The sequence below is a fragment of the Pandoraea bronchicola genome (assembly GCF_902459805.1).
GTDB lineage: Bacteria > Pseudomonadota > Gammaproteobacteria > Burkholderiales > Burkholderiaceae > Pandoraea > Pandoraea bronchicola.
Map to the genome: position 1 here is coordinate 724,209 of NZ_CABPST010000001.1, position 13,886 is coordinate 738,094.

Consider the following 13,886-nt stretch of genomic DNA (forward strand, 5'->3'; position numbering starts at 1 on the left):
AAACGAGGCGTCAGCATACCACCGCGCAAATCGCGCCGGTGCTGCGTCGCAACAAGGACGGCAGGGGATTTGCCCCGATAGACGCCGCCCATGTCCACGACCAGAACGCCCGCCAGTGCGGCGGCCTCCGACAATTGTTCCGTCTGCGCAGGACTTTCCCGGTCCCGCGCCGATCCGATTACGTTTTGCCATGAAAATTGCCATTCTCGACGACTATCAGGACGCCGTTCGCAAGCTCGACTGCTTCTCCCTGTTGGCCGGTCACGACGTCAAAGTCTTCAACAACACGGTCAAAGGCGTTGGGCAACTCACCGCCCGCGTCGGCGAAGCCGAAGTGCTCGTGCTGATTCGCGAGCGTACCGCCATCACGGCGCAGCTCATCGACAAACTGCCCCGTCTGCGGATCATCAGCCAGACCGGACGCGCCGGCAATCACATCGACATCGACGCCTGCACCGCCCGTGGCGTGGCCGTGCTCGAGGGCGTGGGCTCGCCCATCGCGCCGGCCGAACTCACCTGGGCGCTGATCATGGCCGCCCAGCGCCGCATTCCTCAATACGTCTCAAGCCTCAAGCACGGCGCCTGGCAACAATCCGGCCTGAAGTCGTCGAGCATGCCACCGAACTTCGGTCTGGGTCAGGTGCTGCGCGGCCAGACGTTGGGTCTCTGGGGCTATGGCAAGATCGGCCGTCTCGTGGCGGGCTACGGCCGTGCGTTCGGCATGGAAGTGATGGTGTGGGGCCGTGAGGGGTCGCGTGAAGCCGCAGCGGCCGACGGCCTGCGCGTGGCGAACAGCAAGGAAGAACTCTTCACGCAAAGCGATGTGCTGTCGCTGCATCTGCGCCTGAACGACGAGACGCGTCACCTCGTCAAGCTCGAAGATCTGCTGCAGATGAAGCAGACCGCGCTGTTCGTCAACACGAGCCGGGCGGAACTGGTGGAAGAAAACGCGCTGATCACGGCACTCAATCGCGGCCGTCCGGGCATGGCGGCCATCGATGTCTTCGAGAGCGAGCCGATTCTGCAAGGCAACCCGCTGCTGCGCCTGGAGAATTGCGTGTGTACGCCGCACATCGGCTACGTCGAGCGTGAGAGCTACGAACTGTATTTCCGCGTGGCTTTCCAGAACATCGTCGACTTCCTGAACGGCGACCGCGCTCACGTTGCGAACCCGGCGGCACTGCTCGGGTTCGGCCGATAACGCTAGCGCCCTTTACCCCCATCGCAGCCCCTGTCAAGCCGGCGAGGCGCGCCCTGATTCATCGTATCCAGATGCCGCAGGAACGTCTCGCCGTCCTTTCGGCCCAATTCGAACGCCGGGCCCATCATGTCGGGGCGCGTGTAATCCCAACTGGAAATCGGTACGGGCACGGACGGCTGCACGTAAAGCCGGTCCTGCCCGGCGTGATGCTGCGTGAATATCTGCGGCCGCGGATAGCGCCGGGTCACCAGCACGAGCACTTGGCCGGGCGTGGCATCGAGCGCGTCGACGGGCACATTGTCGACCATGCCGCCATCGAGCACCGCCCGTCCACCGCGGCGCAAAATCGGCGTGAACGGCGGCGTGCATGACGATTGCAGCATCAGATCGGCCAGATCCTCGGTAGAGCGGCAGTCCTGCGCACGCACGAATTCTGGCGTGAAGCCGAGTTGCCGGGCAAGCGTCGGGTGCAGCGTGCGGCGTACATGCTTGTCGATGTTGTATGCCAACAGTCCTGCCGCCGTCGCCGTGCGCGGCCCGAGCCAGCGCGGGATGTGCGACACCCCCACACGAATTTCCGGCCCGGCGGCGAGCTTGTCGAGCTGGCCGTCATAGATGTCGAGCAGCGCCTGCCGATAAATGCGGTAATGCGGAAACACTCGCTCACGGCGCAGCAGATTCCCCCAGTACGCGTTCTTGCGATTCCCTGCAAGTGCCTGCCGGTAGTAATCCATGACCCAGTCCGACGCGCGCATGTGCAGCATGCACGCCGTGGCTGCGCCAGCCGATATCCCGGTGATGACTCGCGGGCGCAGCGGCACGTCGCGCGCAACACGCTCCCAGAATCCCGCCTGCCACCAGCAACGGTTGCCGCCGCCGGCAAATACGATCTGATCGAACACTTGGTCTCCCCCGGTGGTATCGCATTCTCTACGCTTTGGACGCCATCCGCGCCGAACGCCTCGAAGCGGAACGCTTACAACAGCGCGTAGGTAGTGGTGGCATGTACGGCCATCTTGCCCGACACATCGAAAATCTCGATCTCGCCGAACACCAGATTCTTGCCGCGACGCAGAATCCGCGCGATCACGCGCAGATCGCCCTCGCTCACCGGGCGCATGAACTGCGTGTTGAGCGTGACGGTCGTCATCGGCTCGAAGCCACCGAGCGCGGCGCTGAGCGCGACCACCATCGCCGTGTCAGCCACCGCCATGAACACCTGCCCGCAAATGACGCCGCCGCCGTGTTTGAATGCGGGGTCGAACGGCAATCGCAATTCGCTTTGCTCCGGCCCGGTCGCCTCGACTTGCAGATTGAGTTGCCGCACCCACGGCGAGACGAGTCCATCGAGCATTTCCTGCGCTTGCACCAGCTCCATCCTGAGCATCCTCCGGTTTCGTTGTGACGCCGATGATAGCCCCAAAACAGCAGCGCCACCCGGTAAGGGGTGGCGCTGACGTCATGCGTGCGAACCGTAATCAGCGGCAACTCATCCGTTCGTCTTGTCCTGATGAATCTTATGGTTCTGATGATTTTCACGGTGCTGGATGCCGGCCTGCTCACCCGCGCTCACATGACCGTTCTTGCCCGCGCGAGCTTCGGCGCTATCGACATGGGCCTGCCCGCGCTCAAGGTTGCCGGCCTGACGATTGTTCAGCGTACCGGCGGCTTGCCCCTGAGCAATGCGCTTTTCCTGATTGACGTTACGTTGCACGTCGGCCTGCATGCGCTCCGACGACTTCGACGTGGGATTCCCCACCCGGCCGTTGTGCTTGAGCTGATCGATCTTCGCGCTCTCCTTGTTCTGCGCGTTCGCGATGCGGGCCTTCTCCGCTGCCGTGTCACCCGTGTGATCAGCATGGGCCTGCATACGATCGATCTTTGCCTCGCCCTTCTCGAGACTCGACGCTTCCTTCGTCGTCAGTTGACCGCTCTTCAGCCCGTTCTCGATGCGCTGTTGCTGGTTGACGTCGCGCGCCGTCTCGGTCGTGGTGTTTTGCGCAAACGCCTGCGAGGCGAACACACCGCCGAGCGCAACGGTCACGGCGCTGAGGATCAGAGTTTTACGAACGTTCATGATGGAATCCTTATTGACTTTGGCAGTGCTTTCAAAATTCCCGAACACGATTTGGAGAATGCGTACTCAGGAAACTGGCGGGACCGGAGCCGTTGGCGGGATTGCCAGCGAATGACCGCGTCCTTATGCGGATTAACGAAGCGGACGAGCGCTGCGCCGACAGCCATCGTGTAACCGGGCAGTCCGAAAAGTAACGGCTTGTAATCTCCTCGCGCCGCCTGGCGCGCGCTATGTCCCTGAATTCGTTCAGACAGCCGCAGACAGCGCCGTAACGATTTGATACAGTGGTGCCCATTTGGCCGGCACGCCCTACCGTCGCGCGCCCCCCGATATCTTTCATCCCCCCCATACGCGAACTAGCAAGCCAAGAAGGAGCCTTCACCATGCAGAGCACCAGAGACGACCTCGGCAAACTGATCTTGCGACTCACCCTCGGCATCCTGCTGCTGTTTCACGGCGTCAGTAAGGTGATCAACGGGGTCGGCTTCATCGAGGGCATGATCACGTCGCACGGCCTGCCGGGTTTTCTCGCCTATGGCGCCTACCTGGGTGAGGTGCTCGCACCGGTGCTGCTGATTCTCGGCGTACTCACCCGTCTGGGCGGCTTGCTTGTCGTGGGCAACATGCTCGTCGCCTTCTCGCTGGTCCACCTGGGCCAACTCGGCGACCTCGCGAAAACGGGCGGCTGGGCGCTGGAGCTGCAAGGCTTCTATCTGGTCGCGGGCCTGTGCGTCATTCTCTTCGGCGCTGGCCGCTACAGCGTGTCCGGCGGCCGTGGCGCCTGGGACTGATCGAAAGACAGGATCCATCGGGAACCGGCCCGCGAACGCCCCATCGCGTCGAAGGTCGTGACGGCCCGCCCCTGCCGAATGCCGGCACGGGCGGGCCGAGTCGTTTCGGAATGTTGCATACGCGGGCGTCGGTAACGTGGGGTAATACGGCGGTTGCACTTTGCAACCTGTTCAGCGTGGCGATGGCTTACTCTGAAATTGCCAATTCCGGCAGTATCAACAGGAGTCAACACCATGCGCAAACTGAAGATCGCCGCCGCGTCGGCAATTCTCGTCGCCACCTCGATGTTCGGCGTCGCCCATGCCGCAGACGCCACTGCGCCGGCCACGGGTCCGCACGCTGCAATGCACCATATGCGCGGCGAACACGGTCCCTGGGGGCTCGGTGACATTCGCAAACTGCACGATCAGTTGAAGCTCGACGCGCAGCAGGAACAAGCCTGGCAGCAGGCGGTGAACACGTCGAAGCAGAATCACGACGCCATGCGCAAGAACGGCGAACAGTTCGGTCAGATGATCGCGCAAGCGAAGGACCAGCAGGTGCTCGATCTGGCCGGTATGCGTGCCGCACGCGAGAAGGTATTCGATCAGAACCGTCAGCTTCGCAGTCAGACGGAAGATGCGTGGCTGAACGTGTACAACGGGCTGAACAACGATCAGAAAATTCTGGTGAGCAACGCGATCAAGGCGCGCTGGGCCAAGATGAAGGCCTGGCATGATAAGGCGATGCAGCATCGCGGTCAGATGCACAAGGGCGCGCCGGCAACGCCAGCGCCGGCCAGTCAAGCACAATAAGCGCGAGGCCAGCGCCGCCGGGCACAACGGCCCGGCATGCCGTGAGACGCCCGGTCCCTGCCGTCATGCAGGGGCCGGGCGTTTTTTATTGCCGCAAGAATGCCGGCCGACGGCGCCCAGGAGCAATCAAGTCTCGCTCCAGAGACGCAGCAGGTTGTGATAAGTGCCAACCAGCGTGCGGCGTGCGGTCTCATCCGCCTCCGTCGCATTCAGGCGTTGAATCGCGTTGTCCATGTCGAACAGCAGCGTGCGCTGCGTGTCGTCCCTCACGAGGCTCTGCACCCAAAAGAAGCACCCCACCCGCGAGCCGCGCGTAATGGGATTCACACGGTGCAGGCTCGTCGCCGGATACAGCACCATCTCGCCCGCGGCCAGCTTCACCTGATGTGTGCCGTATAGGTCTTCGATCACGAGTTCGCCGCCGTCGTACTCCTGCGGCGAGGTGAGAAAGAGCGTGGCGGAAATATCGGTGCGGATACGCATGCCGCTGCCCGGTTGCAGACGAATCGCACCGTCGACGTGATTGCCGAAGTGCATGCCTTCGCCGTAACGGTTGAACATCGGCGCGTAGACCTTATTCGGCAATGCGGCGCTGATGAATAGCGGATGGCGCTCCAGCGCGCCGAGAATCACGTCGCCGAGTTCGCGGGCGACGGCCGAACGCTCATCGATCTGCTGGTTCTGTTTGACGGGCGCCCCCTGGTAACCCGCCGTGGCGAGCCCGTCGACCCAGGCGTCGCCCGCGTTGTCGAGCCTGGTGCGAACCCAACGCACCTGATCGGCGCTGAGCACATTCGGTATACGGAGCAACATAGGCTGACATCCCTCGGGAAAGCGCAAGACGCGAACACGGCGCATCGCACCGGCTCGCGCCTTGTATTGTGCGACATTTTTTGCCAGGGGCGATAACGCGGCGATCGGCTTTTCGCTGCCCGGTCACCCCGCGCTGCGCCGCCCGGCACCTGTCAGAAGCGATACGTGCCCGTGAGCAACGCGGTGCGCCCGATACCCGGCGCCGCACGTCCGCCATCGGACTGGATCAGCGCGTCGAAGTAGTTCTTGTTGAACACGTTGAGCAGGTTGAAGCGAATGTCGTACTTCGGTTGGTGGTAGGCAATGGTGGCGTCCCAGCGGGTGTAACCGCCTACGCGAATCAGGTTCGTATTGGCCGCATAGCGCATCGACATGTAGTTCATGCCGCCGCCCACTTCCCAGTGACCGAGCGTGTACGTCGACCAGAGCGTGAGCGAATGCCGCGGCGTGTTTGCCAGCACATTGCCCTGCGTGCCGTCGTTCGCCTGCAAGACCTGCGAATTCAGGAACATGTAGCAGCCCATCACCTGCCAGTTCGACGTGACGTGGCCCGTGGCGCTCACTTCCGCTCCGCGAATGCGAACCTTGCCCGCGCTTGAGTACTCGCCCGATGTGCCGGTCTGCGTGCGCGAATTGTTCTGCGTGACCTGGAAGAGCGCGGTATTGATCGACAGATCGTCGTCGAACAGATTCCACTTGCTGCCCACTTCAAACGACTGGTTCGTCTCAGGCGGCAACGCCTGCGTATTGTTCGTGACGGTCAGCGTTTCGAGCGACGGATTGAACGACGTGCCGTACGAGAAGTAATACGATTGCGCTTCGCTCGGCTGGTAGATCACCCCCGTGCGCACGCTCGTGTAGTTGACCGTCTGCGTCGCATAACCCGGCGCGCTGATGGAGTTCGAGAGCTGTGCCTTGTAACGATCCCAGCGCAAACCGCCCACGATCTTCCACTGCTTGGTCAACTCGATAGTGTCGTTCGCGTAGAACGCGACCGTTTCCGCCGACCCCTGCGCCAGATTGCCAACGCTGGTCGTCACGTTCGGCAGATTCGAGTAGTACGCCGTACTATCGGCGGGAATCCAGCCCAGCATGCCCGTCGCCTGTCCGGCGCCCGTGCGCGAATACGCCTGGTTCTCGTAGGTATCGCGCCCGAGTTCCGCCCCGGCAATCAGCGTGTGCTTGAACGGCCCGGTCGAGAACGTCTTCACGACATCGGTCTGGTTGAACAGCGACGTGTCGGTAATTTTCCGGTCGTGGCTTTGCAACTGCACCCAGAGCTGATCGAGCGAGTAAGACGGAATACCTGCCGTGGCACCGGTGGGCAGCGTCGTGAAGCCGCCCGATCCATTGGGCACGCCGACGGCGTGAGACGAGGTTTCGATGGCGTCGATGACGTATCGGCTGTACTGCGTCTGGTTCGTGATCTTCAGGCTGTCGTCGACCTTGTGCTCGATCTTCGCCGTGAAGCTCGCGACGTCCTGCACCGTGCGGTCGCTGGTCAGGCCGTAGAACTGGTGCTTCGAGATCGGCAATGGGCTGCCGTTGTAGCCCACGGTGCCATAGTCCGCCATGTCGCGGTTATGTTCGATGAGCGCCGAGAGCGTGATTTGCGTGGGCGTACCGATGCCCAGCTTGAGCGTTGGCGCGACGCCCCAGTCCTGATTGTTCATGACGTCGCGCGTGGTGTGGATATCCTGCGCGAAGCCGTTGATGCGGAAGGCGGCGGTGTCCGACAGCGGATGGTTGAAGTCGAATGACGTGCGATACCGGTCGTTCGTGCCGAGGGTGCCAGAGATTTCGTTAAGCGGTTTGAGATTCGCCTGCTTGCTGACCTGGTTGATCACACCGCCGGTGGAGCCGCGTCCGAACAGCATCGACGACGGGCCTTCCAGCACTTCAATGGCGTCGAGATAGAACGTATCGCGGTAGTACTGCCCGCGATCGCGAAATCCGTCGAGATAGATGTCGGTGCGCGCCGCGAAACCGCGCAAGTTGATGTTGTTGCCAATCTGCCCGCCCTCCGCGCCGCCGATGGTAATGGCCGGCGAATTGCGCAGGGCGTCGGCAAACGACGTCGCCCCCTGCGCCTGCATGACAGCCTTGTCGATCACCGTGACCGACTGCGGAATATCGCGAATCGCCGTGGGCACCTTGCCGCCGACGGTCGAGACGTCACGCTGATACTCGTCGCGAATCGACGTACCGGACACCTCGGTCTGCGGCAGCGCAGCGGACGGCGTGGCGGCCACTGCTGCCGGGCTCGCACTCTGCGGCGCGCCCTGAGGTTGCACCGGGTCCGCGCTCTGCGCCATGGCGGGCGAGGCGTAGGTGACGGCGAGTGGCGTGGCGAAAAGCGCCATCATTGCCAGGGCCAGCGGCTTGCGTTGCATCATGATCGGATTTCGAAGTACGTCGCTATCGGGATGAGGAATCGGGAATGCAGAAAAGGCGCCGACGGATGACGTACCAGGACAACCGCTGCCTTTTTTCATTCCCGGTCGTCACCCTCGACATGCGGCGCGAATATAAATAGGAATGATTTTCATTACAAGACATGCGATTGGCAGTAACCCCATGAAATCAAAGACTTTCTTGTAATATCCGGTAATACATATGCACCGATTCGGTGCGCGCGATCGGTAAGGTGATGAAAGCACGGCGATTGCTTCGTCGACACTGAATCGGTATTCGCTCGCACTGCCCCGTTCAACCAAGGGTTTTCCCTAGAACCAATGCCGCAACGATTGCGGCGCTTTTGAGGCAATCGTGTTCGTTGTGCCGAGCTGCGCCGGTTTCGACTGTCGATATTGGCGTTCTGGCGGGTGTCATATCGATATGACGCCTGCATCGATATCCAAAGACAAATCGCTTATTGGCGTGGTCGAGTGACGTTGCGATACAAGGGATATCTCTTGCTTGCGCGGCACTTGCGCCGCGTCGTCACAGTCTTCCATCTCACTGCGTCATGTCCCGTCAGATCGATTCCACCCTGCCCGTCCAGTCCGCTCACGCTTGCGAGGCTGCCCCGCAACGTCCACAGCGCCGCCACTTTCTCCGGCGCGCAGGCACGGCGATGCTCGCGGGCGGCGGCATCCATGCCTTCGGTGCAGCGGGGGCATTGGCGCTCAGTGGCAACGCCTGCGCGGCCGCCACGCCGCTCACGCTGCGCATCGGATATCAGAAGTCGTCGACACTCATCGTGCTCGCCAAGGCGCGCGGCACATTGGCGCAAGCCTTGGCGCCGCACAACGTCACGCTCACGTGGCATGAGTTCACGAGCGGGCTGCCGCTGCTCGAGGCGCTTAACGTAGGCAGCATCGATTTCTCGGCGGACGTGGCCGACACGGTGCCAGTGTTCGCGCAGGCCGCGGGCGCGCGCATCGCTTATATCGCACGCGAGACACCGTCACCCGACGCCGAAGCGATTCTTGTGCCGCAACACTCACCGATCAAGACGCTCGCGGATCTCAAGGGCAAGCGCATTGCCGTGACCAAGGGCGCGGGGGTGCATTACTTGCTGATCGTGGCACTGCAAAGCGCCGGCCTTCGCATCAACGATGTGCAGCCCGCCTACCTCACGCCGGCCGACGCACGCGCGGCGTTCGTCAGCGGCAACGTCGACGCCTGGGTGACATGGGACCCGTTCCTGGCCAGCGTCGAGCATCAGGACAAGGTGCGCACGCTGACTACAGCGCGCGGCCTGGCGGGCTATCAGCGCTACTACCTCGCGACGCCCGCGTTTGCCCGCGAACACGACGCCGTTCTGCGCGAGGTCTACCGGACGTTGCGCGAGACAGGTCAGTGGGTACGCACCAACCCCCGCGACGCCGCAGCGCAACTCGCCCCCCTCTGGGGACTGGATGCCGCCACGATCGAAGCCGCTAACAAACGGCGCAGTTACGACGTGCAACCGGTAGGGCGCGACGCCATCGCCGAGCAGCAACGCATTGCCGATGTCTTCACACAGGCTGGCCTGCTGCCCAAGCGGGTCGATGCCGCCGACGCCACCCTCTGGCACCCGCCGGTCTGACCGCGCCGACGGGCAACGCATGGCGCAGTGGAACGGCAGCCTGGGCCCGGTCCCACCGCCATGACGTAATTCCCACAATATCGTGAGAATTTCTCAGGTATTCCCAACGGAATTTCATACAGGTGTTTATACTTGAGTGCGTAATATCTGAAGCATTCGGCCGGAGCCCCCCCGGAACGGCCTTGGCGTCTCGCCAGATTACCGACTGTCCGGCGCCGACGGTAGCGCTCGCTGCCTTCCGGAACCGTCGGTCTGGCTCGACGACATCATGAAATTCGCGACCCCGGTGCAACACTCATACGTGTGCGCCGGTGTTGCCTATTTGCCGTCCAGGGACAATGCAAGCCACCAGATCGCTCTACCTGCTCGGACCGATGCGGGTCGAACAAGGCAAACAAGCCTGCGCCGTGAAATATACGAAGGCGCGCGGGCTGCTGGCCTATCTCGCCCTGCAACCGGGCTATCACACTCGCGGCGCACTCGCTGACCTGTTCTGGCCGGAAGAAGACGGCCAGGGTGGCCGCGACAAGCTCAAGCGCATGCTCTTCCATCTGCGCGACACCCTCGGTGACGAACTCTTCGAATCCGATCGTCAGGTCGTGCGCCTGCGTCCCGAGACGGGTCTGTGGATCGACGCCCATGTCTTCGCGAGCATGATCGAGCAGGCGCATCGCACGCTCGACGGGGTGACGGGGCTGGATCTCGCCGCCCATCTCCAGCACTTGGCCGACGCCGTTGCGCTTTACCAAGGCCCCTTCCTTCACGGCCTGTCGGTGCGCGACACGCCCGATCTCGAACAGTGGATCGAGCTGCAACGCGACGAATACCAGCGCCGCCGTGTCTTCGGCGAACGACTGCTTGCCGACGGTTACGCGCGATTGGGCGACCTCGATCAGGCACTCGCTCACGCACGACAGCTTGTCGCTCTCGCGCCGTTCGACGAGTCGGGCTGGCAGTGTCTGCTTGCCCTGCTATTGCGCGCCGGACGTCGTGACGAAGCCGAAACCGAATACCGCCGCCTGTGCGACATCCTGCACGAGGAACTCGGTGAATTGCCCGGCGAGGCGCTGACGCAGTTGCTGGAGACACCGCCCGCACGCATGGAGCAGCGCGCCACGGGGCCCGAGCGCCGCCAATTGACGGTCGTGGCCATCGAATTCGCGCCCAACGGCTTTGACGACCCCGATCAGCTCGTGGGCATGATGCGTCCGCCGCTCGTGCAATGCGAAACGATCCTGCGCCAGTCGTGGGGCTACACCATGCGCACGCCGACGGGCGGCCTGCTCGGCTATTTCGGCTACCCCACCGCGCTCGAGGGCGCCGGCCGTCATGCCGTCGAAGCCGCCTTGCGCTGCGTGCAGGCAAGCACGGCACGCGTGGGCATTGGTGCAGGCGTTCACACCGGACTCGTCATCAGTTCGGTGGCCGACGACAGTCCCGATACGGGCGGACGTGTCTCACGCTCAGCCACGCAACTGGCCGACATGGCGTTGCCCGGCGAAGTGGTGATCTGCGATGCCACGCAACGCCTCATTGGCGTAGCCATCGCGACCACGCCGCATGGCAGTGTGCGCGAGCGCCACGCCAATCGTGATATCGCGGTGTTTCGCGTCAATCCCGACCCAACGCCGGAACGCCGCTCACGCCGGCGCGCGGCCATGCTCTTCGGCCGTGACGCGGCGCTCGCCGAACTCGCCGGCGCGCACGCGGCCATGCGCGACGCCAGTGCTGTTCACGGCGTGCTCGCGCTGGTGATCGGCGAGGCCGGCATCGGCAAGTCGGCGCTGGTGCGTCATTTCGTCGAAACGCGTGGTCTGCGCGTGATCGATCTGGCCTGCGCACAAGACGGCGCAGGCACCCCGTTCCATCCGATTGCCCGCTGGCTGCGCACGCAGTCCGCTGACGACGCCTCGCAACTCCCCCAACCCGCCCTGCTCGCTCATCGTCGCCTGCACGCGTTGTTCGACATGCACGCCGACGGCAACGTGCCGCACGCCTGGAAACAGGCCGTGCTCGACGAAGCGCCGGCGCTGCTCGCCACGCTGCTGCCCGACGGCGGCGTACTCGTGCTCGACGACGCGCACTGGGCCGATCCGTCCACGCAGGAATTGCTCGCCCTCATGGCGGAGAATCCGCCCGGCGGCCGCTTGTTGATCGTGTGCGCACGGCCCGAGTTCGAGCTGCCGTGGCATCACACGGCGGGTTTGCGCCGGATCGATCTGGCGCCGCTCGATGCGGGTGCGGCCGCCGCCATCGTGCGCGCGGCGACGCCGCGCGTGGCGCTTCCGGCCGCCATGCGCGAGCGCATCGTGAATCTGGCCGAGGGCGTGCCGCTGTTCCTGCAAGAGCTGGCGCGAGCCACCGCCGCACAACAAGGCGGACGCGGTGCCGTCGGCACCATGCCGATGCCGGCCAGCCTTCAGGAATTGATGATGGCCCGCATCGACGCCGCGGGCAGCGCCAAGCCAGTGGCGCACTTTGCATCGTGCCTCGGCCCGGAGTTTCAGGCCGATGTCCTCGCCGCCGCAAGCGGACGTTCGATGGCGCTCGTCGAGCGCGCGCTCGACACGCTCGTCGCCTGCGCCCTCGTGCAGCGTCGGGACAGCGGCCGCTACGTCTTCCGTCACGCGCTGCTGCACAAGGCCGCTTACGACGCGCAGCCGCAGGAACGCCGTCAGGATGCGCACCGCCGGATCGCGCTCGCCATGCGCGAACATGACGCGACAGCCGTGCAGACCGAACCCGAAGTGCTCGCGTGGCATTTCCGTCAGGCCGACGAACCGGAGGCGGCCATCGAGCACTACCGTCTCGCGGGCGAGTATGCGACAGGCCGTCAGGCATTCCGTGAAGCGTGCGCCCACTACCAGAGCGCGCTGGACGTCTTGCGGCAGACGGGTACCAGTGCCCAGACCGCACAACAAGAATTGCAACTGCGCATGGCGCTCGGCGTGCCGCTCGTCTCGCTGCATGGCTACGGCTCGGAACCGGCGCGCCACAATTTCGAAACCGCGCTCGCTCTGGCGCAACCGATGGGCGACGATGTCGCGCTGTTCCCCGTCTACTGGGGGCTGTGGCTCGGTTCCAGTTCGTGGAGCGACTTCGACCGCAGCGTCGAACTCGCGCGCAAACTCATCCTCATCGCCGAGCAGGCCGGCGCCGCGCCGCTGCTCGCGCACGCTTACTATGCGTTGGGCAACAGCCTGTGCTGCCAGGGTGACTTCGGTAATGCCGTGAAGGCACTGGAGACGGGCCTCGCGTATTACCGTCCCGAACACGCCGACACCGGCCTTGGGGAAGACGCTCGCATTACCGGCCTGTCGTTCCTCTCATGGGCGTACTGGTTCACCGGACGCCACGACGCCTCGCTCGCAGCCAGCGAGGAGGCATTGGCAATGGGACGCCAGCAAGGCCGTCGCTACTCTTTCTCGTTTGCGCTGGTGTTTGCGGCGTTGTTGCGACGGTTGCGTCGCGAAGTCGCGCCTGCCGAGGCGCTGGCGAGCGAAGCCGCCGAAGTGGCGACGGAGACAGGCGTTGCACTCTGGGCGCTCGCCGGACAGACGATTCGCGGATGGGCACTCGCCTCACGCGGCGACGTGAATGGCCTGGAGCGCATCACCGACAGCGTGGGACGCCTGAGCGAAATCATGGGCGGGGTCGAAGGCATATTCTTCGGATTGCTGGTGGAAGCCTGTGCAGGCACCGGCGACATTGCCCTCGGGCTGCACGCGGCCGAGCGTGGTGTGCACGTGTCAGCGCGCCGCAACGACGCCCATTGGCAAGCGGAATTCCTGCGTCAGAAAGGCGACTTCCTGCGCGCTGGTCATCATCCCGAGGAAGTGGTGCGCCCGTGTCTGGAACAGGCGTTGCAGATCGCACGCGCGCAGGCGTCGCCGATGCTCACCTTGCGTGCTGCACTCAGTCTGTTACGTCTGAGCGGCGGCAATGCGCCCGGAGACGACGAACGCTTGAGGGTGCTGCGCGAGGCGCTCGACGCGCTACATGGCGGCGAGACGCTCGCCGACGTGCAGGAGGCGCGCGCCATGATTGCCGATATGTTGGCCCCTCAATCCGTGCACCGCACTGCCCGCTACGGAAGTTGACCGGGTACCGGCAAGTCGTTGCCGGTACTTGGCACGCTCAAGCCCTGCGAATAGGCGCTATCAGGCGCTTCGTATG

10 protein-coding genes are annotated in these 13,886 nt (G+C 63.8%); 5 read left to right on the top strand and 5 right to left on the bottom strand.

Going from position 1 to position 13,886, the window contains the following annotated elements:
• Positions 1-190 precede the first annotated feature (190 nt).
• The gene (locus tag PBR20603_RS03285) at positions 191-1,201 is read left to right on the top strand and encodes a D-2-hydroxyacid dehydrogenase family protein (RefSeq protein WP_042113870.1); all 1,011 of its coding nucleotides are present in this window, start codon (positions 191-193) and stop codon (positions 1,199-1,201) included.
• A 2-nt stretch (positions 1,202-1,203) separates the two neighbouring features.
• Here PBR20603_RS03285 and PBR20603_RS03290 read toward each other — a convergent pair whose 3' ends face one another.
• The 3 genes from PBR20603_RS03290 to PBR20603_RS03300 form a co-directional block, all read right to left on the bottom strand.
• The gene (locus tag PBR20603_RS03290; protein ID WP_150558078.1) at positions 1,204-2,103 is read right to left on the bottom strand and encodes a patatin-like phospholipase family protein; all 900 of its coding nucleotides are present in this window, start codon (positions 2,101-2,103) and stop codon (positions 1,204-1,206) included.
• Positions 2,104-2,177: 74 nt separating this feature from the next.
• On the bottom strand, positions 2,178-2,579 hold the full coding sequence (locus PBR20603_RS03295; RefSeq protein ID WP_150558079.1) for a PaaI family thioesterase: 402 nt from the start codon (positions 2,577-2,579) through the stop codon (positions 2,178-2,180).
• A gap of 111 nt (positions 2,580-2,690) precedes the next feature.
• A complete protein-coding gene (locus PBR20603_RS03300; RefSeq protein WP_150558080.1) occupies positions 2,691-3,278 on the bottom strand; it encodes a hypothetical protein in 588 nt (195 codons plus the stop codon).
• 383 nt (positions 3,279-3,661) lie between these two features.
• Between PBR20603_RS03300 and PBR20603_RS03305 the strand changes: the two genes are divergently transcribed.
• Together PBR20603_RS03305 and PBR20603_RS03310 are read left to right on the top strand one after the other, a co-directional pair.
• Positions 3,662-4,069 (top strand): DoxX family protein, encoded by a 408-nt coding sequence (locus tag PBR20603_RS03305; protein ID WP_150558081.1) that lies wholly within the window; start codon positions 3,662-3,664, stop codon positions 4,067-4,069.
• A 234-nt stretch (positions 4,070-4,303) separates the two neighbouring features.
• Positions 4,304-4,864 (top strand): Spy/CpxP family protein refolding chaperone, encoded by a 561-nt coding sequence (locus PBR20603_RS03310; RefSeq protein WP_150558082.1) that lies wholly within the window; start codon positions 4,304-4,306, stop codon positions 4,862-4,864.
• A gap of 126 nt (positions 4,865-4,990) precedes the next feature.
• On the opposite strand, the gene PBR20603_RS03315 is transcribed toward PBR20603_RS03310, so the two are convergent.
• Both PBR20603_RS03315 and PBR20603_RS03320 read right to left on the bottom strand, forming a co-directional pair.
• Positions 4,991-5,677: a Fe2+-dependent dioxygenase gene (locus tag PBR20603_RS03315; protein WP_150558083.1), complete on the bottom strand. Its 687-nt coding sequence runs from the start codon at positions 5,675-5,677 to the stop codon at positions 4,991-4,993.
• Between the two features lie 152 nt (positions 5,678-5,829).
• Positions 5,830-8,073 carry a TonB-dependent receptor gene (locus PBR20603_RS03320; RefSeq protein ID WP_150558084.1) on the bottom strand — a complete coding sequence of 748 codons (2,244 nt, stop codon included), beginning with the start codon at positions 8,071-8,073 and terminating at the stop codon, positions 5,830-5,832.
• A 680-nt stretch (positions 8,074-8,753) separates the two neighbouring features.
• Here PBR20603_RS03320 and PBR20603_RS03325 point away from each other — a divergent pair.
• The gene (locus PBR20603_RS03325) at positions 8,754-9,710 is read left to right on the top strand and encodes an aliphatic sulfonate ABC transporter substrate-binding protein (RefSeq protein WP_150558320.1); all 957 of its coding nucleotides are present in this window, start codon (positions 8,754-8,756) and stop codon (positions 9,708-9,710) included.
• A gap of 338 nt (positions 9,711-10,048) precedes the next feature.
• A complete protein-coding gene (locus PBR20603_RS03330; protein WP_150558085.1) occupies positions 10,049-13,810 on the top strand; it encodes an ATP-binding protein in 3,762 nt (1,253 codons plus the stop codon).
• Positions 13,811-13,886: the final 76 nt, after the last annotated feature.